Here is a 24,958-nt window from a genome sequence, read left to right as displayed (position 1 = left end):
CAACTGCCAGGAATAAAGCCCGATCCGGGACGAATGGGCTGAGCCGATAAATCCGGCCGGTTTCCGATGAATCGACCGACCGGACGAGTACTAATCCAACCCGACGTGCATCCGAAAACAGGGGCTCGAAAGCGGTCAAGAATTACCTGAACGCGACTTGAGACGACGAACCTGAATTACTCCATAGAAGATCGACAATGACTATTCGAGTTGCACTGCACCATAAGACGACTTATTCCTATGACCGCCTCGTCAGTTTGTCACCTCAAGTGATCCGGCTGCGGCCTGCACCCCACTGTCGCACACCAATCCTCAGTTATTCGCTCAAAGTACTGCCTGAAAAACAGTTTCTGAATTGGCAACAGGATCCTTACGGCAACTTTCTCGCCCGAGTGGTTTTTCCAGACAAGACGCGAGAACTTTCCGTCACGGTCGATCTGATCGCTGACATGACGGTGATCAACCCGTTCGACTTTTTCCTCGAACCCGACGCGACAGAATTTCCATTCACTTACAGTCCCTCTCTGCTGGCGCAACTGCAGCCTTATCTGGTCACCGATCCCCTGGGTCCGGAGATGGCGGCCTTCGTCGCGGGAGCCCCTCACGGAGCCGAGAAGACCAACAATTCCATCGTTGCTTTCAACCAGTACGTCCACCACGCGGTCAAGTACGTCATCCGACTGGAACCCGGGGTTCAGACCTGTGAAGAAACGCTCACCAGGCGAAGTGGGTCTTGCCGCGACTCAGCATGGCTGCTGGTCCAATTGCTGCGTCACTATGGATTGGCCGCCCGGTTCGTTTCGGGTTACCTGCTGCAGTTGAAGCCGGACGTCGCGTCTCTTGATGGACCGTCCGGGGCCGCTACCGACTTCACCGATCTGCACGCCTGGGCAGAAGTCTTCCTTCCCGGAGCAGGGTGGGTGGGACTCGATGCCACATCAGGCCTGCTCGCGGGGGAAGGGCACATCCCGCTGGCTGCAACACCCGACCCACAATCTGCCTCACCGATCAATGGAGGTGTCGATAAGTGCGAAGTCGAGTTCTCTTTCGACATGTCGATCACCCGCATCCACGAAGATCCGCGTGTGACGAAGCCTTACACGGACGAGCAGTGGGCCGATATTCAGCAGTTGGGAGAACACGTCGATCGCGAACTCTCGATGGGTCCCCGCTTTTTCACCATGGGTGGTGAACCGACGTTTGTCTCGATCGATCACCGGGACGAGCCTGAATGGAACACCGCGGCACTGGGAGCGACCAAGCGTCGGCTGGCAGGAACCCTGTTTCGCCGGCTTGCCAATCGGTTCGCAAATGGTCCCTTGCTGCATTTCGGGCAGGGGAAGTGGTACCCCGGCGAGTCCCTGCCGCGCTGGGCGCTGGGTTGCTACTGGCGAAAGGACACCGAACCCGTCTGGACTCGTCCCGATTTGATCGCCGAGGACGACAAGGACTACGGCTACGGAGAGAAAGAAGCTCGCGAATTTATCTCGATGCTTGCGCAGCAACTGCAGGTCCAGATTGAGCATATCCGGCCGGGTTATGAAGACACCTGGTACTACTTGTGGAAGGCGAGAAAGCTGCCGACAAACGTCGATCCGTTCGATTCCCGGCTCGACAATGAAGAAGAAAGAGCACGGCTGGCGCGCGTCTTTGAACAGGGACTCGCCAGTGTTGTGGGCTATGTGCTGCCGGTCATGCCCAACGAGGACGAGAACGCCCTGACAAGTTGGGTCAGCGGACCATGGCACCTGCGCCAGGATCGGATGTTCCTGGTCCCGGGTGATTCACCCATGGGGTATCGCCTGCCACTCGATTCGCTCCCGTGGCTGCGTCCTGAAGATCGGCCGCTGATCGTCGAAGCCGACCCCACCGCTCCACGTGGTGAACTTCCGCACTTCTCTCGAGTCGCTCCGCAGACAAACGAAGTCCATCCCAACCTGTTTGAACTCGGTTCACAGCCGGGGAATGGCGATGTTCCGCGAGTACTGCAGGCCCGGGGCAGCGTATTGGAGTACGTCAAACGATCATTCGGTGAACTGGAACCGGTCGCCTCGACCGTCGCAGATCATTCTGTGGAGACGCAGACAAGTGCGTCCACCCCTACCACGAACAGTCGGTCGCATTCCAACGGAACGGCCGGTGACTCATCCCCCGCCTCGCATGTCGTTCGCAACGGTTCGCACTCCAGGGACTCGCACCCGCTTTCGTCGGCAGCGAGCTTGCATCAGAATGAACCAATCGTTCGAACAGCGCTCTGCGTTGAGTCGCGCGGGGGCGTCATCCATATTTTCATGCCACCCGTGGAACGAATCGAGCAATACCTCGACCTTGTCTCGGCGATTGAAGCCACGGCCGCAGAACTTTCGATGCCCGTCCGAATCGAAGGCTATCCCCCCCCTTATGACTATCGTGTCGATCATTTCAAGGTGACGCCGGATCCGGGTGTCATCGAGGTCAATTTGCAGCCCTCGCGCACCTGGAAGGAACTGGTGACGAATACCACCGTCCTGTACGAAGAGGCGCATCTCTCGCGATTGAGCTCCGAGAAATTCATGCTCGACGGGCGTCACACGGGCACCGGTGGCGGAAACCATATCGTGATGGGAGGGCCGTCTCCCGCTCAAAGTCCGTTCCTCCGACGCCCCGATCTCTTGCGCAGTCTGGTAACGTACTGGAATAACCGTCCCTCGTTGTCATACCTCTTCTCGGGACTGTTCATCGGCCCGACCAGTCAAGCTCCGCGACTTGATGAAGCGCGGCACGAGAACCTTTATGAACTGGAGATTGCGTGTTCGCAGTTACCAGAAGGGGAAAGCTGTCCTCCGTGGCTCGTCGACCGTGTCTTCCGACATCTGCTGACGGACCTGACGGGAAACACGCATCGTGCCGAATTCTGTATCGACAAACTGTATTCGCCCGACAGTGCGACAGGTCGACTTGGTCTTGTGGAAATGCGTGGGTTTGAGATGCCACCGCATGAACGGATGAGCCTCACGCAGCAGTTGCTGGTGCGGGCGCTGATCGCCCGTTTCTGGCACAAGCCCTACCGTGAGACACTCGTCCGTTGGGGGACCACGCTGCACGATCGTTTCATGCTGCCCCATTTCGTCGAGCAGGATTTCCATGAAGTCCTGGCGGATCTTTGCGACGCAGGATTCCGTTTCGAAGAGTCCTGGTTCGCCCCCCATGTCGAGTTCCGGTTCCCTCTGATTGGTGAAATCACGATCTCGGGAGTGCAGATCGAATTGCGTCAGGCGATCGAACCCTGGCACGTCCTGGGTGAGGAATTTGGCGGTACCGGCGCCGCACGCTACGTCGATTCGTCAGTAGATCGCGTCCAGGTAAAAGTCCGTGGCCTGACGGATCCCCGTTTTGTCGTGACATGTAATGGCCGACGTGTACCGCTGCATCCGACTGGTACGAAAGGTGAGTTCGTTGCGGGGGTTCGCTTCCGCGCATGGCAACCACCATCGTGTCTGCACCCGACGATTGGCGTCCATTCGCCACTCGTCTTCGATCTGCTCGACCGGTGGAACAAGCGGTCGCTCGGCGGTTGCACTTGGCATGTTTCGCATCCGGGAGGACGAAGCTACGCCACATTCCCGGTGAACGCCTACGAAGCCGAAAGCCGGCGCGTGGCGAGATTCTTCCATCTCGGTCATACTCCCGGACAGCAAACGATTCCTGAAGACGAGAAGAATCGCGACTATCCGTACACATTGGATATGCGACGGACGTAATCGGCGGTCACGGATTTCGCCGACGGAATGAATGGGCGGCAGCATGCTGCGATGTTGACAGCGGGAACGGCCAGGGGGAATCTTCCCGGTCACCACTCGCCCGAAACGAAAAACAGAGCGGTCTTGGGGAATGACCCGCGACCGACAATTGGTGGATCAGACAACCGAGATCAGACAGTACAGTCGCCACGCGTTGGTCGTTTGTTCCGTATTCGGAACAAACCAGGAACGACTGAGCCGAGAGGAGCCAGGACAATCATGATTGACAGCACCGGTGCGGTGAGTGCTCATCCCGCCGGCGACATCGTATCGCGATATGCCCCCCACAGTCAGTATTTTGATGAAATGATCGGGCCGGATGGGGGAGTACGTCCGGCCTGGTCGCGGCTCGTCCAGACCATGAACGATGCGGGTGCCGAGGGGCTCAATCAACGGGGGGACCACCTTCGTCATCTGCTGCGGGAAAATGGAGTCACCTACAACGTCTACGGTGCGTCGAAAGACCTTGAACGTCCCTGGGAGCTGGACCCCATTCCGCTGATGCTTCCGATTGCGGAATGGAATCCACTTGCCGATGCGATCCAGCAGCGGGCCACCTTACTCAATCGAATCCTGGCCGACGTGTATGGGCCCCAGGAACTCGTGAGATCTGGCGTTCTGCCGCCGAACGCCTTGTTTGAACATCCGGGCTACCTGCTGCCATGCATTAATATTCGCCCGCCTGAGGGAATCTTCCTGCACTGGTACGCGGCTCAGTTGGCGCGCGATGCGACAGGACGCTGGATGGCACTGGGAGACCGTTCACAGGGTCCGTCCGGGGCCGGATATGTGGTCGAGAATCGCGTTGTTGTCTCTCGCACATTACCAGAGAAATTTCAGAGCCTGAACGTCGTCCGCCTGGCGTCCTACTTCATTGCGCTGCAAAACACACTTGCACGACTGGCGCGTAACCATCGGGACAATCCCCGAGTGGTGGTGTTGTCGCCAGGCCCCAGAAGTTCTCGCTATTTTGAAGATGTCTATCTGGCCCGCTATTTGGGTTATACGCTGGTCGAAGGGGGCGACCTGACGGTTCGCGGCGATCGCGTTTATCTGAAAACCCTCGGGGGGCTGCTGGCCGTCGACGTCATCTTTCGACGGATGGGTGACGCCCGTTGCGATCCACTCGAACTTCGTCCGGATTCGCGCGAGGGGATTCCGGGACTGATGCAGGTCGTCCGTGACGGACAGGTCGTGGTGGCCAACGCGTTAGGCAGTGGCTTTCTCGAAGCGCCACTGATGCAGGCTTATTTACCCGCCGCCTGCCGGTTCCTGCTGGGTGAAGAACTCAAACTTCCCTCAATGCCGACCTGGTGGTGCGGTCGACCTGACGACCTGAAGTACGTCGAAGCCAATCTCGAGCGACTCGTCGTACGCCACGCCTACCACCACCACAATGTGAAGGTCTACATCGGTGCCAACCTGGCGTACGACGAGCGGGCCCGTCTCATTGCCGAGATGCGGGCTCGTCCGAGTCAATTCGTTGCCCAGGAACCGTTGGTTGGATCGACTGCACCCGTGCTCATCGGAGAAAACCTGCAACCCTGGCACGTCACCCTGCGCGCCTTCGCCGTGGCAACTGAGGGCAAGTATCAGGTCATGCCGGGGGGCCTTTCGCGGGTGGCAACACGCTCAGAAACGCTCTCAGAATCGATGGCCTCTGGCCAGAGAAGCAAGGACGTATGGGTCCTGGCCGATACCCCGGTCGAGCCGGTCACATTGCTTCGTCCCAAGCAGACTGCACTCGAACTGCGTCGCAGCGCGAACGACTTGCCAAGCCGCGCTGCCGACCATCTGTTCTGGCTGGGACGCTCCATCGAACGAACCGAAGCGCAGGTCCGGCATGTCCGCTGCGTTGTCGCCCGGACCACCAGCGAGCTTCAACCCGCGACCCTGTCTGATCTGTACCAACTCGTCCTCGCCATCGATGAACCGGGTGAATCACCACTGGCTCCCTTTGACAGTGAAGCAGAAGGGCAGCAGCAAGCCCTGATCGAATCCGTCTGGGCCTTCCTGCATGATCCTTATCGAAAAGGGGGGTTGTTCAGCACCATCGAAGCGACCCAACGAACGGCTTCGGTCGTACGAGACAGAATCTCTGTCGATGGCTGGCGAATTATCAATCAAATGAAGTTCCCTCAGCCTCGCAGCTCGTCTGCACCACGAACGTCCTCGGGTCTGACGGATGCGCTTGCGCCGCTGAATCAACTGCTGACCTCGTTGTCGGCGTTCAGCGGCCTCTGCAACGACAGTATGACACGGGGTCCCGGTTGGCGTTTTCTGGATATCGGGCGCAGGATCGAGCGAGCGTTGCAAACTTTGCGAGTCATCCGGGGGTTGCTCGTCGATGGACAGGTCGATGTCCTGCCTCGACTGGAAGCGATGCTCGAAATCGCGGACAGTTCAATGACCTACCGCTACCGCTATCTGACAACCCTGCAACTGGCTCCGGTGCTGGATCTGGTGCTCGCGGATGAATCGAATCCTCGCGCCGTTGGCTTCCAGCTCATGGCCCTGTCGAAGCACGTGCGCAGTCTCTCCAGGGAGGAATCCGAGATGGTCCGCACGGCGGAACAGAAGCTCGTCCTTTCCGCTCAGGCGTCGCTCCGTCTGGCGGACGTGGAATCGTTCTGCACCGTCAATGGCTCAGGGGATCGACGACAGCTCGACAAGTTTCTGGCATTACTCGCTTCCGATCTTCGTTCTCTTTCCGATAGCATTACCCATACCTACCTCGCCCACACTGTCGACTCGAGACAACTCGAGGCTCAACTTCAGATCCCACGCCGAGCGTGAATCTCGTTAACAGGATTGAGGATTCCGTCACCGTCCGGTTCAGCCAGCCTGTATCACACAGTTGAAACCGGTACGACGGCAAATGTCCCATGCAATACACCGTTCAACATACGACGACGTATACCTATTCAAGCCCAGTATCGATCTGCCAGAACGATGTCCATCTGACACCGCGGCATACCCCGTTTCAGACGAGTACCGGATTCCAACTGGAAGTCTCGCCTGAGCCGATGCTGCTGCGGTCGTGGGTCGATTCCTTTGGTAACGAGGTGTGGTATTTTTCACTCGAAGAACCGCATCAGGAATTGAAGGTCACAGCACGCAGCAAAGTCAGCCTGACCCGACGACCCTTACCGGACCCTTCGCAGACGACAAACTGGGAAGTCGTGCGAGATCAGTTGCTGGCCGCCGATGCGCCGGAAGCCCGGATGATTTCTCAATTTCGCTTTGAGTCTCCGTACATCCAGTATCTGAACGAAGCTCGCGAATATGCCCTCGTCAGCTTTACTCCAGGTCGGCCGCTGCTGGAAGCGGCCCTCGAACTGACATCCCGTATTTACAACGACTTTGAATACGCTCCGACAACAACCAGCATCAGCACGCCGACAAAGGAAGTGCTGGAAAATCGGCGTGGTGTCTGCCAGGACTTTGCTCATCTGCAGATCACTGCGCTGCGCAGTCTGGGTCTCGCCGCTCGATACGTGAGTGGATATCTCGTAACGGCGCCACCTCCCGGGAAACCCCGACTGGTGGGCGCCGATGCCTCACATGCGTGGCTGTCTGTCTATTGCCCCAGCGACGGCTGGATCGACCTGGACCCCACGAACAACGTTATTCCCCAGGAACGTCACGTGACAATTGGCTGGGGTCGCGACTACGGTGACGTCTGCCCGATTCAGGGTGTTCTGATTGGCGGAGGTTCGCACGTCCTGTCCGTTTCGGTTGACGTGGCGCCAGTGCTGATTGACGAAACTTAGGCGTCACCCTATAAACGCCGCGCCCCTCGACTTTCGAGTCGAGGTTTGTTTTTTGCTACGATTGGTCCAATCCCTTTGTGCAGGATTGCCCTTGCCATGCTTCAAGTTCAGCTCCCTGACGGTTCCGTTGTCGACCATCCTGATCACGTCACCTCGTTCGATGTCGCCAATGCCATCAGCCCACGTCTGGCTGGTGCCGCAGTCGGAGCCATCGTCGCAGGCCAGGTCACAGACCTCAGCCGACCACTGGCCGAAGTGACCGAAGCCCGGCCCGTACCGGTGCAATTGCTGACGGACAAAGACCCCGCGTCACTGGCCATCCTGCGACACTCTTGCGCTCACATTATGGCACGGGCAGTCATGCGTCTGTGGCCCGGAGTTGAGCTGGCATTCGGTCCCACCACCGGCCACGGCTTTTACTACGATATCGCGTGTTCCCACACGATCAGCGAAGATGATTTCCCCCGGATCGAAGCCGAGATGCAGCGAATCATCTCGATGGCAGAACCCTTCGAGCGTTTCATCTGCGATCGCGATGAGGCACTGAAACTCGTCGAGGGAATGTCACAGAAACTCAAGGTCGAGCACATCAGCACGGGTCTGGCCACCCACCCCACTGTCAGTTTCTATCGCCAGGGCGAATTCGTCGATCTGTGCCGCGGTCCCCACATCCCCGACGCAAAGCGGGTCAAAGCATTCAAGCTGCTTTCCGTCGCCGGCGCTTACTGGAAAGGGGATGCCAGCGGCAAACAGTTGCAGCGACTTTACGGAACCGCCTGGTTCTCGCAGAAAGATCTGGATGCGTACCTCGATCAGGTCAACGAAGCCAAACGACGAGACCATCGCGTCCTCGGGAAGCAGTTGAACCTGTTCACGATCAGTCAGGATGTCGGACAGGGACTCTGCCTGTGGCTTCCCAAGGGGGCAACTATCCGCGCCACCCTGGAAGACTTCATCAAACGGGAACTGATCGCACGCGGGTACCAGCCTGTCTATTCGCCGCATATCGGCCGTGTCGATATGTACGAAACCAGCGGGCACTTCCCGTACTACCGCGAGTCTCAATTCGCTCCCATCTTCGGCCACGATGCCGGTGCATTGGTCGACTACTGGGTTCGTCGACTTGACGCACTGATCACCGACGAAACCCCCTTCTCAGCCGAGGACGAGAAGAAGCTGATGGAGTCTGCAAAGCTGATGGGAATGGACTTGTCCGACTTCCCCACCAGCGGTCCCCCCGCAGCACGCAAGGACTACCTGCGAGCCTGGGAAAAACAGCAGGAACGTTACCTGCTTAAGCCGATGAACTGCCCGCACCATGTGCAGATTTATAAGGCTCAACAGCGAAGTTACCGCGACCTGCCGGTACGACTGGCTGAATTCGGAACTGTCTATCGTCACGAACAGTCCGGAGAACTCAACGGGATGCTGCGTGTCCGCGGGTTGACCCAGGACGACGCTCACTTGTTTGTGACTCCCGAACAGGTTCTGGAAGAATTCAAATCAACGCTGGAACTCGTCAAGTTCGTGCTGGCCAGTGTGGGACTGAATGACTATCGCGTTCAGCTTTCGTGCCGTGATTCCAAGAACAAGTCGAAATACGTCGGCTCGGATGAAGGCTGGGAAAGCGCTCAGAACGCTCTTCGACAGGTCCTGACCGACATGAAGATGCCGTTCATCGAGCGGGAAGGGGAGGCCGCGTTCTACGGTCCCAAAACCGACTTCATGGTGCGTGACTGCATCGGCCGCGAATGGCAGCTCGGTACCGTGCAGCTTGACTTCAATCTTCCCGAACGCTTCCAGCTCGAATACGTCGGTGCGGACAACCAGACCCACCGACCCGTGATGATTCACCGGGCTCCGTTCGGTTCGATGGAACGCTTTACAGGCATGTTGATCGAACATTTCGCGGGTGCCTTCCCACTGTGGCTGGCTCCCGAACAAATTCGCGTGATGTCGATCAGTGATAAGTTCGAGGACTACGCCAAACAGGTCGAAGCACGCTTCCGTGCCGCCGGATTCCGCGTCACCTCCGATCTTCGCGGTGCCAAGATCAATGCCAAAGTCCGCGACGCTCAGGTGGAACTGATCCCGTACATGCTGGTTGTCGGCGGACGCGATGTCGAGAACGGCACCGTGTCTGTTCGTGACCGTATCGACGGTGACCTGGGTGCGATGTCGATCGACGATGCTCTGGCAAAACTGGAACAGGAAGTCGCCCAGAAGACCATACGCCAGGTCAGCGAATCAAAGTTCCAGCAGTTCGACGAAGCAGAGGAAGCCGCGAACGAGTACTGATTCGCAATCTGCGGGGGAACAGCCAGTTGTGTCCTGAACTCAATCATTCAGAGGCCGCCATGAAGTCAGCAGATCTATACGCCCGCCGATTTCAACCACGGATTTTGAAACAAGCGATTCTCTGTTCAGCCCCCACTGGCACAACCCCACTCCGGTCCACGCTGCTGAAGCTGCTGGCCTGTTTCGCACTCATATCGGGGCTTGCTCCTGGTTTTCTTTATGGATCTGAAGCCCCAGGTAGCGCGACTCCTGCTGTCACTGATCGACTGTCGATGGCCTTGCCGGCAGAACTGATTGCTGCCGTAGGAATCGAATCCAACGTCTACTTCGACAATGCCGTACTGTGCCTGAATCCGGCCAACTACGCGTTCGATGTCGTCTGTCCGAAGGGACGTCAATACGCAGAACGATGGACCTGGACCCCCACGGAAGCAGACGTGGGTGCTATCCCCTTTGAACTGATTGTGAGAGACGAAAGTAATCAGATCGTCTCCCGGGGCAGCATGTCGATCAAGGTTGTTGCGGCGAACACGGCTACGAAGCAGGAGCGTTCGCTCCTGCTGATCGGCGACAGCCTGACGCATGCCTCGATCTATGCGAAGCAGCTGCTCAACTTGTCGAACCAGAATGGCCACACTCCGCTCACGCTGGTCGGTTCACATCGCCCGATTGCCGATGCGGCCGAGATCCGGCATGAGGGCTACGGTGGTTGGACGGCCCATCGATTTGCGACCCACTTCACCGGCACAGCCCGTGAGGGTGAATACGCGAAGCGAGGAAGCCCGTTCCTCTACAAACAGCCGGACGATTCCCTGAAACTCGACTTCCCGCAGTACTGCAAAGACGTTAACGAAGGCAAGTTTCCGGATGCCGTCACGATCTTCCTCGGCCCGAACGACATTTTTTCCTATACGGACGAGAACCTGGAAAACGGCATTGAATTCATGCTGACCCATTACGATCAATTGATTGCGATGGTAAGAGCGGCCAGTCCCACAACTCGCATCGGTGTGATGCTACCGGTCCCTGGTGCTGCAAGTCAGGATGCGTTCGGAAAGGACTACGGGACCGGTCAAACCCGCTGGCAGTACAAGCGGAATCAACACAAGCTGGTCCAGGCGATGCTGAAGCGTTACCAGGGCCGTCAGTCCGAGCAAATCCAGGTGATTGGCACGCACCTTAATCTCGACGCAGTCCATAACTATCCGACAGCGACAGTTCCTCCGAACGCACAATCAGAAGAGAAGATTGTTCGCCAGAACAATGGTGTCCATCCCGCCGAATCCGGCTACCGTCAGATCGGCGACAGCGTCTACGCGTGGCTGATTTCGGAATAGATCGCCACGGAAACCGTCCCGCCGACTTCGAGAGTGATTCCAAACATCCGACTCTTCGGGGAGAGCTCGCGCAGTCCCTCGAGCGGACAACGGGTGAAATCGCGTTGAGGCGTGTACTTTGAAAATCGACGCTTCGGCTCTGAATTCCAAAAATTCTGCGCCGTAATCTGCTCTGAGCGGGCACTATACTGGCATCACAATGAGTGCCGTAGTGCTAAACGCCGAGCTGAATAACGACGCCATTGCCACAAGCGACGGTGAACTGGTCGAACGCTTCGTCTGTCTCCGTGATCAGGCAGCGTTTACACAGCTCGTCCGGAGACACAGTCATGTGGTCCTGGGGGTCTGTCGCCGCATCCTTCAAGATCCAAATGATATCGACGATGTCTTCCAGGCGACCTTTCTGGTGCTTGTCAGAAATGCCAGCAGGGTCCGTAATCGATCTTCGATAGCCAGTTGGCTCTATGGAGTTGCCTACCGGCTCGCCTTGCGGGTGGCCCGGCGAAAGCACCAACGGCGGGAGACAAGTCTCGTGGAAGAAACGCGCGATCGAGACGGCACATTAGAACGACTGGCGGATCGGCACGATCAGCAAGTCGTCGATCAGGAACTGAATGCACTTCCTGAACGATATCGACAGCCTTTGGTCCTGAAGTACCTGTCCGGAAAATCGACAGCCGAAGTGGCCGTCGAAATGGGAATCACTGTCGGGGCGGTGGACGGCCTCCTCAAGCGAGGAAAGGATGAATTGCGCCGACGACTGCTGCAGCGGGGAATCACTCTCGGTGTGGCATTGCTCGCGATAGAGACAACGCAACAGGCCGTACAGGCTGCGGCAACCGACTCCCTGGTGGAATCGACCGTCCAGGCAATTCTCGACTGGCAGACTGAAACTCAACAATCCGCGACCGATGCGATCTCTGATCGTGTCGTCGACCTCGCAGGAAAGGAAACTCTGATTATGGCCGCTACGACGCCGACAATACTCGCTTTTGGAATCACCTTGGGAGGCATTGCTGTCGGGTTAGGAGGGTTCAACGCCCTTTCGGGACCTGTTGACGGACATGTGTCAGCGGGTGGTCTCGTCACCACCATGAACGTTGCACGGCCCCCCTTCGAATCATTGCCGCTGACAAACCTGGCTGCGGATCCCGCTCCAACGGAAGGTTCTGATCGTGTGGAAGTGACAACTGAGGCAACAACAAGCCCACCCAGATGGGACGTGGTTGTGGTCAAGTCTGAAGAAAAACGCAGTTACTTAGGAACACTTCTTCCAGAGGGACATCATACGAATCCGTCATCGTTGAAGTGGGACCTCAAGTCGAGAAGTCAGAAAGAGCTGAAGATCGAAGGGGAATTACGTAGCCCGAGCCAGGTTTCGTTCACCGATCAACCACTCGCTGACGCTCTCGATTATCTGAAAGATCTTCATCACATTGACATCGTCATCGATGGACCGACATTCGAAAACGATGGTATCTCGGTGGATCAGCCGGTGAGCCTTAATGCAGAAGGACTCAGCCTGAGCAGCGTCCTGGGCCTGCTCCTGGAGCCATTGCATCTTGATTATGTCATTCGCAATGAAGTACTGGTCATCACGACACGCAATGCTGCAGATGAAATGTTTGAAACCCGCGTCTACCAACTTCACAAACTGGACGCGCTGGGACCAGAGGTCATACTCGAAACAATCACTGCCACGGTGTCACCCGATCGATGGAAAGCAAGCCCAGAATACCGTGCAAGTCTGAATGCAGGCCTCGGTGTGCATGACCCACTGACCGTTATCCCAAATGGTCCTGCAAAACCGATTGACGGAGGTGGATTGGCAGACGATTCGACAATACAAGGGAGCATTCGCTTAGCGGGGAAGAATTTGATTATCAGACAGACTCAACGAATTCACAGTGAGATCGTGCAACTGCTGGATCAACTGGAACGAGCAGAGCACCCCGTCACCGAATGACCGTCAGTCCACGCGGGCGATCCGCTTCGAATACATACACAAGGTAGCCACGGTTGACGCGGCTTCGCGGCTACCGGGGTGGCATCGCCACAAGAGGTTTCAATCCATTTCAAACCGACGTTTTCCGTCGAGCACTCCAACGCCAATCGAGAGTTTTCTCAAGGCCGCGATGTCAGATCACATCTGGAAAAACCTCGTGCGGCTCCGCCGCCTTGGTAGCTCAAAGCAGCAACCAAGGCGACCCGATCCGAATACATACACAGGGTAGCCCCGGTTGACGCGGCTTCGCGGCTACCGGGGTGGCAAGGCCACAAGAGGTTTCAGTCCATTCCTCACCGGCGTTTTCCGTCGAGCACTCCAACGCCAATCGAGAGTTTTCTCAAGGCCGCGATGTCAGATCACATCTGGAAAAACCTCGTGCGGCTCCGCCGCCTTGGTAGCTCAAAGCAGCAACCAAGGCTACCGAATCTAAGACATACACAGGGTAGCCCCGGTTGACGCGGCTTCGCGGCTACCGGGGTGGCAAAGCCACAAGAGGTTTCAATCCAATTCAAACCGACGTTTTCCGTCGAGCACTCCAACACCAATCCAGAGTTTTCTCATCGCAACGATGTCAGATTCCGCTTGTCGAAAACCTCGTGCAACTCCGCCCCCACGGGTCGCGACGAACTCAATCACATTCAACCCATTCGATCGGCACTCCTACACTTCGTCCTTCGTCGTACCAACGGGCTGAACTCCATCTCCATTCTACCGCTCGTTCCACGTATCGACGGCGAACGGGATTGAGATGCATATACCTCAATTTTTCTTCGACCTTGCCGCGACTGTGGACCTGAAAGGCATAGTAGTTCGGTTGCCAAAATCGATCTCCTTCTCCGAACGATGCAGCGTAGCTCGGCGCTTCTTCTCGATACCACTTGCGGATCGCCAAACTCGACTGGCGTTTCCATTCATGCATAAAGCGACTGAGTTGGCCAGTGACCGGGAACCACAGGAGGGCATGCACGTGGTCGGGCATCAGAACAAATCCAACGCATCGACTTCCGGTATCTGTCAGCAACTTGCCGAGAACTCCAAGAACGATCCGCTTAGGATGTTCGTGATCCAGTAATCGTCGCCGACGATCTACTGAAAACGTGACAAAGTGGATGTAGAGGGCGTCATCAATGGAAGTACGTTCAGTGGCCATCAAAAATTCACCCCTGCCGACCGCCTTACATCCTTGAATGGTCGGAAGATTCTATTACACCGGTCTGCGGCAGTACCAACCATCGCTTCAAGTAAGAAATTTTCGTCTGCCCCGTCTTTTCAATCGCTCGTGTATACGGAACCCATGATCCTCTTAAGACCGCCCTGTGGGATCCGCTTGTCGAAAACCTCGTGCGGCTTCGCCGCCTTGGTTGCTCAAAGCAGCAACCAAGGCTACCCAAGCCGAATACAAACACAGGGTAGCCCCGGTTGACGCGGCTTCGCGGCTACCGGGGTGGCAAGGCCACAAGAGGTTTCAGTCCATTCCACGTCGACGTTTTCCGTAGAGCACTCCAACGCCAATCGAGAGTTTTCTCAAGGCGGCCGTGTCAGATTACATCTGGAAAAACCTCTTGCGGCTTCGCCGCCTTGGTAGCTCAAAGCAGCAACCAAGGCTACCCAAGCCGAATACATACACAGGGTAGCCCCGGTTGACGCGGCTTCGCGGCTACCGGGGTGGCATCGCCACAAGAGGTTTCAGTCGATTTCGCGCCGACGTTTTCCGTCGAACACGACAACAACAATCCAGAGTTCTCTCGCGACCGCAATGTCGGATCACATCTGGAAAAACTTGGGGCGGCTTCCCCGCCGTGGCAACTCAAGGCGGCAACAAAGGCAGCCCAATTCAGATGCAAATACGGGCTACAGGGGGTAACAAACTCGCGACAGGATTTGTTGATTCCGATATATCCCGTCGAATTCTCCAAGGGAGATCCGAATCAACCGAAGACACCGGGAATTGTCTGCCAGCTTTGGGCGACGCCTGTCAGTCTTTCCTGTCGACCATTGTTCTCAAAGTAGAGTTCATCAGGATGTAGACCCAGGGCGGTCAGAATTGTCGCATGCAGGTTCTTGACCGGTTGCGGTTTGTCGACGGCTCGCAGACCAATTTCGTCCGTGGCACCGATCGACTGCCCCCCTCGAACGCCTCCGCCCGCCATCCAGATTGTAAAACCATAGGGGTTGTGATTCCGTCCGTTGTTGCCCTGGACCATTGGCGTCCGGCCAAACTCTCCTGCCCAGACCACTAGTGTGCTGTCCAGAAGGCCACGCTGTTTGAGATCCCCGAGCAAAGCGGCGATGGGCTGATCGGTTTGGGCCGAATTTCTCTGATGGAACTCCGTACTTCGCTCGTGTCCGTCCCAGCCGAGTTTATCGACGGCATTATAGAGTTGGACAAAGCGAACTCCTTTTTCAATCAGACGGCGAGAGAGGAGGCACATCCGGCCGAAGAGGGCTTTTTCTTTGTTTTCGTCATGCAGGCCGTAATCCCGTTGCGTCCGCTCCGTCTCGTGAGCCAGTTCTCCAATTTCGAGGGCTTCGGACTGCATTCGATAGGCAAGTTCGTACGACGCGATCCGACCATCCAGTTCGGGGACCGCCGGACGCCCTGCAGCATGCGTTCGATTCAACCGCTGCACCAGGTCGATGGTCGATCGCTGAACTTCAGCCAGCTCGGCCGGCGGTTGAAGGTTGAGGGCAGGGGGGCCCTCAGAACGAAATTGCGTTCCTTGAAATGCGGCAGGGAGCATGCCATTGCTCCAGTTGGCCGAGCCACCTAATCCGCCGACTTTGTAGAGCAGGACATAGCCAGGGAGGTTCTGGTTCATAGACCCCAGTCCATAAGTGACCCACGAACCCAGACTCGGTTTCCCACCCAGAATTGCTCCGGTATTCAGCAGATACGTTGCAGGAGCATGGTTAGAACTGTCGCTGTACATCGAATGAACCATGCACAGTTCGTCTGCAAATTGAGATGTATACGGCAAGAGGTCAGAGAACCAGAGCCCACTTTCACCCGAGCGGAACCACTTCCAGGGCCCCGACATCAGTTCGTCTTTGCAGTGGTTCAGAACGCCCCCGACTTTGTCATTCTGATTCTTGAACGATTCAGGAACGGGCTGTCCGTTGAGCCTGATGAGTTCTGGTTTGTAGTCAACAAGATCGAACGTCGATGGGCCACCATATTGAAAGAGAAAAATGATCTGCTTCGCTTTCGGAGCGAAGTGGGTAAGACGCTCGGCCAGAGGATTCAGGGGATCGATGGCCAGTCGCGGAGGAGCGGCGCGACAGTCCTGTGCCATCAACGCCGCAAGGGCGACAGTCCCGAAACCACCCGTCGATCGCTCGAGAAATTCGCGACGTGTTTGAATCATGCTAGCCTGCATCGTCTGGGATGATCTGTCAGTCGATATAGAGAAACTCATTCAGGTTGAGAATTGCCCGGCAGAGGTCACGCAGCGCCATCGCATCCGCCTGCTCGCCTGCGCCCGTATGCTGATACTGCTCTGCATGCCGCTTCAGCAGTTCCAGGCAAAGCTCTCTTTCCGCTGCTTCGGGAACTCGCGCAAGGCACACGCCGAACAAGGTTTCGATTTGCTGAGTTCTCCTGTCACCAGCTTCATTTCGCACATGCTCCGCCAGCAGGTTCGCAAAGCGAATCGATTCAGGGCTGTTCAGCAGTGTCAGCGACTGTGGTGCCACAACGGTCGCATCGCGACGCGCACATGACACGGTCGTCTCGGGCAGATCGAAAACTTGCAGAAACGGAATGGGCATGGTCCGCTTACGAATCAGGAAAAGACTGCGAACGTCAGTCTCCTCGATCGGATCCTCATACCATCCCTGCAATCGACCGCCGTCTGCTCCTTCCTTCGCTTCCAGAATTCCTGGCTGAGCCGTCAACAGCTCCTCTGGGATATGCGGCCAGAGGGGCTTTCCGGAATCATAGTCGCGCAGGGACCCACTCACGGCGAGCAGACTGTCACGCAGTGTTTCCGCATCAAGCCGGACGACGTTCTGCCGCCAGAGAAGACGATTCTCAGGATCGATCAGCTCGTTCTGTACGATCAGTGCTGCCACGTCCTCAGAGTCACGAATTCCGCTCTGCCGCCGGTACGTCGCCGAACAGACGATAGCGCGATGAAGTCGCTTGAGGGACCATCCGTCGTTCATGAAGGCCACAGCGAGCCAGTCGAGGAGTTCCCGATGAGTCGGGCGGGCACCGCTATAACCGAAATCATTCGGTGTCGAAACCAGACCGATTCCGAAATGATGCTGCCAGACTCGATTAACGATGACACGAGATGTCCAGGGGTTCTCGCGCGCGACGATCCAGTTTGCCAAAGCCAGACGTCGTCCCGATTTCCCTGCCTGGGGTGATTCGATGGTTGCGGGTCCGGGATCCAGAACGGATACAAATCCGGGCAAAACTTCTTCGCGAGGCTGCGAGAAATCTCCTTGCGCGAAGAGGTGTGTCGCCGGCAACTCCACCCCGGCGTCCGAGGCCCCCATGGCCACTTTAAGAGACCTCTTCTGTTGTTCGAGGTCCTCGATCCTCGAGGAGAGTTCTTGAGATTGCTCGCGGGTCTCGGACGCGTCTTTGTCCAGTTGCGCCTGTTGCTCTTTCAGCGAAGCAAGCTGGTCTTCGATTTCGGAATTATGCCGGGCAATTGCCCCCTGTTCTTCCGCCAGTTCAATGACGAGATCGCTCTTCGGTTGCACACCCGCGAAGAAGGCCCGGATCCGAAAATGATCGGAATGAGACAAAGGATCAACCTTGTGGTCGTGACACTGACAACACGAAAGTGTCAGTCCCAGGAAGGCGGAACCCGTCGTATTCGTCAGGTCAGCCATCTGCTGGTCGTGAAGTCGGGCTTCTTCCTGGAAGATCGCCGCCGTGCTGTCCCACTGTCCCAACCTTAGAAAACCCGTAGCAATCAACATGTCCGCATCGGCGAGATTTTGCGGCTCACCGGACAGCAGTTCATCCCCCGCCAATTGCTCACGAACAAACTGATTGTAGGGCTTATCCTGGTTGAAGGAACTAACGACATAGTCGCGATACTGCCAGATCACGGGACGGAATTCGTCGCGTTCGAATCCTTCCGTGTCCGCGTAACGGACTACGTCAAGCCAATGTCGAGCCCAGCGTTCTCCGTATCGCGGTGAACCCAGCAGCCGATCCACGACGTTCTCGTACGCGCGAGGTGAGGTATCCTCAAGAAACTCCTGCAATTCCTGGGGTGTAGGAGGCAGACCGATCAGATCAAAACTCAACCGCCGCAGCAGGGTGCGCCGATCCGCCTCGGCAACGGGAGTGATCCCCGCTTCGGCGATTTTCCGATCAATCAGCCGGTCGATCGTCCTGGAAGAAAGCCGTTCCGCTGCCGACGGGTCCTCGTCACCCTCCGTCAGCATTTCCAACTCAGGCAATGTCGGCATCTGCAACGACCAGAGATCCAGTCGTTCCCCATGGAAGAGTTTGCGAATGGGGTTTTCTTCGTCTTCAAATGCGTTCCCGGTCGCCAGCACAGTCGGAATGCCGTCCTGGGGAGTCAGAGGTGTTGCTTCTGGCCAGATTGCGCCCTGTTCAATCCACCGCTCCACGATCGCAATTTCTCGATCAGACAGCTTCGCCTTGGGCGGCATCTGCAGATCTGAATTGACGAACTGAACGGCCTCGAGCATCAAGCTTTTGGAAGGGTCTCCCGGAACGAGCGCTGGCCCCGTGTCGCCCCCTTTTAACGCCGCTTCGAAAGAATCCAGCCGCAGCCCGCCGAGTTGCTTGTCAGGGCCGTGACAGGAAACGCAGCGGCCGACGAGCAGCGGTTTGACCTTGGTCTGAAAGTGTTGTTCTGCCCCAGGATCGATCGGTTCGGCCGCAGTACTCACGTGGCCCGTACAGGCTAACACCAGTAATAGAAGCACGTTAGCAACAGGATTGCGTCCTGTGCGGGCTGGTGCAGGAATGAGCACGGAAGGTTGGCGGCTGTTGGGAAAACCGGGCCCGGTCCAAAAAAAATCTTCCATGTCGAAATCCTGGAATCCGAACGACTAATCTGAGCCAAGCTGATCGTAAGATTTCAATTTCGCAGAACGAGATCGCCAGTATCGTGGTATCTGAGCTTAACGATCGCCTCATCAGTATGGCGAGAGTGACGATACTCTTGCGAGCGGTGAAGGTCCTGTTCAGGACTTTTCGGAAAAACTCTTTCAAACTGAAGGAATCAGGTTATGTCGTCTAACGTCGACACCGAGAAGACGTCCCGCGGAATTCTCTGGACGGGTCGAGTCCTGAGCACTCTTCCCGTGCTGATGCTGATCTTGAGCGCGATCATGAAGTTCGCAAAGCCTGCCCCTTTTTCGGAAGGCTTCGGAAAACTCGGCTTCCCTGAAAGTTTGGCGAATGGGTTGGGAATCGTTGAGCTGGTCTGCACAGCCCTTTACGTGATTCCGCAAACATCTGTCCTCGGAGCAATCCTGCTCACCGGATATCTAGGAGGGGCCACAGCAACCCATCTTCGAGTGAACGATCCCTGGTTCGGTCCCGTTTTGATGGGTGTCGTCTTATGGCTCGGACTCTTCCTCCGAGACAAACGTCTCAGGGCACTCATTCCATTTCGAAGCCGTGCATGACCGTTGTTCGCCCAGACGACAACCCTCCGATCCTTCTGCGGATTTTGCCGTCAGCGTTTCAGGAACTGACTAACCAGGTTTTTCTAAGGCGGACAGCCGTCGATACGTGAGAAAAGGGGATGACATGAGTCGTGTCAGAGTCTTAGCGGGTACTCGTAAGGGTGCGTTTATCCTGACTGCCGATGGCAAGCGTGAGCAATGGGACGTTGCCGGTCCCTTCTTTGGCGGCTGGGAGATTTACCACATGAAGGGCTCCCCCGTAGACTCCAACCGGATCTATGCGTCTCAGTCCAACAGTTGGTTCGGGCAACTGATCCAGCGTTCCAGCGACGGGGGGCAAACCTGGGAGCCGATGGATAATAAATTCATCTATGATGGAGTTCCCGGCACTCACCAGTGGTACGACGGAACTCCTCACCCCTGGGAATTCAAGCGAGTCTGGCATCTTGAACCGTCCCTCACCGATCCGGACATGGTCTATGCGGGTGTCGAAGATGCCGCGTTGTTCCTGACGAGAGACGGGGGAAAGTCGTGGGGCGAGTTAGCCGGTTTACGAGGCCACGGCTCAGGAGCACACTGGGCGCCTGGAGCAGGGGGGATGTGTCTGCATTCGATCGTGATTGATCCGATCAAGTCCGGCAGGATCTTCATCGCGATCTCTGCCGCCGGAGCGTTTCGAACGGACGACGGTGGAGCGACCTGGCGTCCGATCAACCGGGGGCTCAGATCGGATTTCATCCCCGACCCGGAAGCGGAAGTCGGGCACTGCGTCCATCATCTCGCCATGCACCCCACACGTCCGGAAGTGCTCTACATGCAGAAGCACTGGGACATCATGCGCAGTGATAACGCGGGAGACTCGTGGTACGAGGTCAGCGGCAATCTGCCCACGGATTTTGGATTCGTCATCGACGTTCATGCACACGAACCCGAAACCATCTACGTCGTCCCAATCAAGAGCGATCAGGAGCATTATCCTCTGGACGGAAAACTGCGTGTCTATCGCAGCCGAACGGGAGGGAACGAATGGGAAGAACTTTCCAGGGGTCTGCCGGAAAAGAATTGCTACGTCAATGTCCTGCGAGACGCGATGGCCGTGGATTCGCTGGACTCCTGTGGGATCTACTTCGGTACGACCGGCGGTCAGGTTTACGTCTCGGCCGATTCGGGTGATTCCTGGATGCCCATCGTGCGAGATCTTCCGCCCGTCGTCTCTATCGAGGTGCAGACACTGAAATGATTCGCGTCGTTCTGCCACCGCATCTTCGCACACTTGCCCGTGTCGGCAGCGAAGTCACTGTCACCGTCGAAGGCCCCGCCAGTCAGCGATCGATTCTCGACGCGCTGGAAAAAGAGTACCCCATGCTCGGTGGAACGATCCGCGATCACGTCACACGTAAGCGACGCCCATTTCTGAGGTTTTTCGCCTGCAATGAAGACTGGTCGTTCGAACCGGAAGAAACACCGCTTCCGGAACTCGTTCAGCAGGGGATCGAGCCGTTTATGATTGTCGGGGCGGTGGCAGGGGGATAACGGAGTTTGTCGTGCGCACATCGACGCAAGATCGGCTAGACTGTCGTCCCGGTCGACAGCGGTCATCTGGCGCACGAAAATCCTTCGCTGCGAAGGAAAGTTCCCAGGTTCAGGCCTGTCTGTCGCCCGATGGCCGACTGACACAGCTTACATAAACCGAGGGAAAAGACGCTGATGAACGAAGTCGTAATTCCGCAGAGTCACTGTCTGGCCGGAGTCGCCCGTTGTGATATCACCCCCCCTGTCGGAATCTACCACCGAATGTGGGGAGCGGCCCTCCACGACAAGTCGACCGGAGTTCATCGACCGCTGACCGCAACCGTGCTCTATCTGCAGAGTCACGAACAGCCGACACAGCCTCCCTATATCGTCATTTCACTCGATCACTGCCTGTTCTGGGCGCGAGAAATGGACGACCTCCTGGATGCGGTCAGTCAACGGGCATCTGTCGAACGTTCGTCGCTGATTGTGTATTTCTCGCATACCCACGCCTCAGGCTTGATGGGGCTGGAACGAAAGCATCTTCCGGGTGGCGACTTAATCGAGCCTTACCTGGCCGAGTTAGCGAATCGAGTGACTCGGCTGGTCATCGAAGCGCGCGATGCACTGAAACCCGCTTCGATTGTCTACGGCCATGGCAAGTGCGACCTGGCGAAGAATCGAGACTTTCTGGATCTGGAAAAGGGGAAATATGTCTGCGGTTTTAACCCCGGGGGAGTGACCGACGATACGGTGCTGATCGGGCGTGTTGCAGACGAGCAGGGCGGTCTGATCGCCACTGTCGTCAACTACGCCTGCCATCCAACGACGCTTGCCTGGGAGAATACCCTGATCAGCCCCGACTATCTGGGCGCGATGCGGGAAGTGGTCGAAAGAGCGACAAACGTTCCCTGCCTCTTCCTGCAGGGGGCCTCCGGCGACCTGGGGCCGCAGGAAAGCTATGTCGGCGACGTTGAGATTGCCGACCGCAATGGCCGCCAGCTCGGTCATGCTGCCTTGGCCACTCTGGAAACCCTGCCGAAAGCGGGATACCGGTTCACCTATACGGGCCCCGTTCTTTCCGGCGCGACGCTCGGAACATGGAAGTACACAGCCGAATCCGCCGAACAACAGGCCCCGAAATCGCTGTGGGCGTTTCAGTGTGACACTGTCCCTCTGAAGTACCGAAATGATCTTCCGTCCCGAGAGGGTCTCGAACAGGACGACGTCCGGTACCGGGCCGAGGAAAAGCAGGCGCTGGAAGCGGGAGATGCCGAACAGGCCCGCAAGTCACGCGCGATGATTGAACGGACAACACGAAGTCTGCTCCGTATCGCACCCCTGCCACCGGGAGACGCCTACCCGTACCCCGTTATTTCCTGGAGGATCGGTGATGCGGTCTGGCTGGCTCTGGACGGAGAGCATTACAACGTCCTGCAGCGTGAGCTGAGATCTCGTTTTCCCGGGGTCCCGCTGATGATTGGAACCATCGCGAACGGGTCGAAAGTCTGGTACCTCCCCCCCGCATCGAGCTACGGACTCGGTCTTTATCAGGAAGAAGCTTCGATCCTGGCGAAAGGCTGTCTGGAAGCGGTCCTGGAAGCGGCGACCAGCACCATCCAGAAGTTGCTCGCGAAGTAGATCTGTCAGCCCAGTGTCCTGTTTCAGCCCAATCCAGAGCTGAAACGGGACGCTCTTTTCGGCCCAAGCTAAGCACAAGAGAATGCTCCCTTTCGGACATGTCGGTCAGCCCAAGAAGATCCTGGCCAAGAGGATTCTGTTGGTGCAGAGGCCTGAATTTCCCGAGCTGAGTCCGGCTGACAGGGGAGGTAGGCAGAAATCGGGGCAGTGATGACGATGGGCCCTTCTGGCAGTCACCCATCAAAGCGAGTCGAATGGCGATTTTCTGAGACTGAGACGTTGGCAGGCAACCTTCTCGCTCCCGATTCACTGAACCGGAGAACCTGAAACCATTTGTGAATCCCGCTCAAGTCTTGTCGGTCGGCAGGGAACCACGTATTCTTTGCTTTACTGAATGCGCTGGATTCCGTGCTACGGACTGAGCGTATCGAGGGAACTTCAGATCGACTTGAGCGAAGGAAACCAGATGATGCAGTGGCGGCGATTTTGGTTGGTGGTTCTTCTGTTTGTCGTCAGCAACGGTCTCCTCACCAGTTCGGCTCGCGCCGCGAGCGAAGATGAGTACTACGAATTGATGAAAGTCTTCGTCGATTCCTTCGAACAGATCGACCGTAACTACGTCACTCAGGTCGATCGCCGGGAACTGGTTGAAGCAGCCATGCGAGGCATGCTGCTCAAGCTCGACCCCTATTCGTCGTATATCGACACGCAGGAACTGCGAAGTTTCAATGAGCATGTCGATCAGGAATTCGGCGGGATTGGCATCCAGGTCACGATTGACCCCCGAACCCGTCAACTGATGGTCATGACACCACTCCCCGGAACCCCCGCCTATAAAGCAGGAGTCCTGGCAGGTGACCGAATTCTGGAAATCGATGACAAACTGACTTCGGAATTCCAGGAAGGTCGGGAAATGGATTCGGCCATTGCCCTGATGCGAGGTAAGCCCGGCGCGCCTGTCAAAATCAAATTGCAGCACGAAGGGTCAGAGAACCCCGAGACCGTCGTCATTACACGGGCGACGATCAAGACCCCCACGGTCCTCGGCGACCACTATGAGGGAAATGGGGAATGGTCGTTCATGCTGAACGACCAGGAAAAGATCGGCTACATCCGCTTGACCAGTTTCGGCCGCAACAGTGCTGAAGAACTACACGATGCCCTGCTGAAGCTGCAGAAAGAGGGGATGAAAGCACTGATCCTGGATATGCGTTTCAATCCCGGTGGTCTGCTGACAGCTGCGACCGCCATTGCCGACTTCTTTATCTCCAACGGGGTCATCGTCAGCACAAAGGGCCGCAACACCGAAGAACAGTTCGTTCAGGCGAAGAAAGCGGGGACGTTCAGCGGCTTCCCGATGGCCGTCCTGGTCAACCGCTACAGTGCATCGGCCAGTGAAATTGTGAGTGCCTGTCTGCAGGACTACAAACGGGCGGTCATCGTGGGTGAGCGAACCTGGGGTAAAGGAAGCGTCCAGAACGTTGTGGAACTCGAAGGGGGCAAGAGCGCTCTCAAGCTGACCACCGCCAGCTACCACCGCCCCAGCGGCAAGAACATCCACCGTTTCCCCAAGGCCACGGAAAAAGATGAATGGGGCGTGGTGCCCGATCCCGGTTATGAAATCAAAATGACGTTCGAGGAAATGCGAGACCTCGATACGTCACGCCGTGATCGTGAAGTGATTCGGCCTGATGGAACCGTCTCGAAATCCGAATTCGTCGATCGGCAGCTCAACTCGGCAATCGAAGCCGTACGCAAACTGCTGGCGGAAGGAAAGCCAGTCGTTGAACAGCCGGTGGAACGTGCTCCCGAAGAAAAGAAGACCGAAGAGAAGAAGGCCGCCGACGCATCGGAGCCACGAAAAGCACGTCTCTCTTTTGTCGACGCGATCCTGGAACTGTGGCGCGTCCAGCCAGAGCGGCGAGTGCAGTTTCTCTGAGCGTTCTTGAATACGGTCGCGGTGAGACGGGAAGAAATGCCGAG

14 protein-coding genes are annotated in these 24,958 nt (G+C 57.0%); 11 read left to right on the top strand and 3 right to left on the bottom strand.

Annotated features, from left to right (window positions below; all coding sequences use genetic code 11):
- Nucleotides 1–197: 197 nt before the first annotated feature.
- From ACGY09_RS21820 to ACGY09_RS21795, 6 genes are all read left to right on the top strand, one after another.
- Nucleotides 198–3,740: a DUF2126 domain-containing protein gene (locus ACGY09_RS21820; protein ID WP_397569423.1), complete on the top strand. Its 3,543-nt coding sequence runs from the start codon at nt 198–200 to the stop codon at nt 3,738–3,740.
- Between the two features lie 258 nt (nt 3,741–3,998).
- The gene (locus ACGY09_RS21815; protein WP_397569422.1) at nt 3,999–6,575 is read left to right on the top strand and encodes a circularly permuted type 2 ATP-grasp protein; all 2,577 of its coding nucleotides are present in this window, start codon (nt 3,999–4,001) and stop codon (nt 6,573–6,575) included.
- An 89-nt stretch (nt 6,576–6,664) separates the two neighbouring features.
- A complete protein-coding gene (locus ACGY09_RS21810; protein WP_397569421.1) occupies nt 6,665–7,552 on the top strand; it encodes a transglutaminase N-terminal domain-containing protein in 888 nt (295 codons plus the stop codon).
- Nucleotides 7,553–7,648: 96 nt separating this feature from the next.
- The gene (gene thrS / locus ACGY09_RS21805) at nt 7,649–9,850 is read left to right on the top strand and encodes a threonine--tRNA ligase (protein WP_397569420.1); all 2,202 of its coding nucleotides are present in this window, start codon (nt 7,649–7,651) and stop codon (nt 9,848–9,850) included.
- Nucleotides 9,851–9,909: 59 nt separating this feature from the next.
- Nucleotides 9,910–11,187, top strand: a complete 1,278-nt coding sequence (locus tag ACGY09_RS21800; protein WP_397569419.1) for an SGNH/GDSL hydrolase family protein — start codon at nt 9,910–9,912, stop codon at nt 11,185–11,187.
- Nucleotides 11,188–11,398: 211 nt separating this feature from the next.
- Nucleotides 11,399–13,153, top strand: a complete 1,755-nt coding sequence (locus tag ACGY09_RS21795) for an RNA polymerase sigma factor (RefSeq protein WP_373652867.1) — start codon at nt 11,399–11,401, stop codon at nt 13,151–13,153.
- A gap of 670 nt (nt 13,154–13,823) precedes the next feature.
- On the opposite strand, the gene ACGY09_RS21790 is transcribed toward ACGY09_RS21795, so the two are convergent.
- The 3 genes from ACGY09_RS21790 to ACGY09_RS21780 form a co-directional block, all read right to left on the bottom strand.
- Entirely contained in the window at nt 13,824–14,345 is a 522-nt protein-coding gene (locus ACGY09_RS21790; protein ID WP_373652868.1) for an REP-associated tyrosine transposase, read from the bottom strand.
- 778 nt (nt 14,346–15,123) lie between these two features.
- On the bottom strand, nt 15,124–16,560 hold the full coding sequence (locus tag ACGY09_RS21785; protein ID WP_397569418.1) for a DUF1501 domain-containing protein: 1,437 nt from the start codon (nt 16,558–16,560) through the stop codon (nt 15,124–15,126).
- Between the two features lie 28 nt (nt 16,561–16,588).
- A complete protein-coding gene (locus ACGY09_RS21780) occupies nt 16,589–19,216 on the bottom strand; it encodes a DUF1553 domain-containing protein (protein ID WP_397569417.1) in 2,628 nt (875 codons plus the stop codon).
- 204 nt (nt 19,217–19,420) lie between these two features.
- Here ACGY09_RS21780 and ACGY09_RS21775 point away from each other — a divergent pair, with 204 nt between their 5' ends.
- From ACGY09_RS21775 to ACGY09_RS21755, 5 genes are all read left to right on the top strand, one after another.
- Nucleotides 19,421–19,822, top strand: a complete 402-nt coding sequence (locus tag ACGY09_RS21775) for a DoxX family protein (protein WP_373652871.1) — start codon at nt 19,421–19,423, stop codon at nt 19,820–19,822.
- A 124-nt stretch (nt 19,823–19,946) separates the two neighbouring features.
- The gene (locus tag ACGY09_RS21770; protein WP_397569416.1) at nt 19,947–21,062 is read left to right on the top strand and encodes a WD40/YVTN/BNR-like repeat-containing protein; all 1,116 of its coding nucleotides are present in this window, start codon (nt 19,947–19,949) and stop codon (nt 21,060–21,062) included.
- Nucleotides 21,059–21,355 (top strand): MoaD/ThiS family protein, encoded by a 297-nt coding sequence (locus ACGY09_RS21765; RefSeq protein WP_397569415.1) that lies wholly within the window; start codon nt 21,059–21,061, stop codon nt 21,353–21,355. Before ACGY09_RS21770 ends, ACGY09_RS21765 begins: the two co-directional genes overlap by 4 nt.
- A 174-nt stretch (nt 21,356–21,529) precedes the next feature.
- A complete protein-coding gene (locus ACGY09_RS21760; protein WP_397569414.1) occupies nt 21,530–22,975 on the top strand; it encodes a hypothetical protein in 1,446 nt (481 codons plus the stop codon).
- Between the two features lie 466 nt (nt 22,976–23,441).
- The gene (locus tag ACGY09_RS21755; RefSeq protein ID WP_397569413.1) at nt 23,442–24,914 is read left to right on the top strand and encodes a S41 family peptidase; all 1,473 of its coding nucleotides are present in this window, start codon (nt 23,442–23,444) and stop codon (nt 24,912–24,914) included.
- Nucleotides 24,915–24,958 lie beyond the last annotated feature (44 nt).

It is taken from the genome of Schlesneria sphaerica, assembly GCF_044336245.1.
In the GTDB taxonomy this organism is placed as follows: domain Bacteria; phylum Planctomycetota; class Planctomycetia; order Planctomycetales; family Planctomycetaceae; genus Schlesneria; species Schlesneria sphaerica.
Note: the sequence above shows the minus strand (reverse complement) of the source record. Positions and strands in the feature narration are given on the sequence as shown.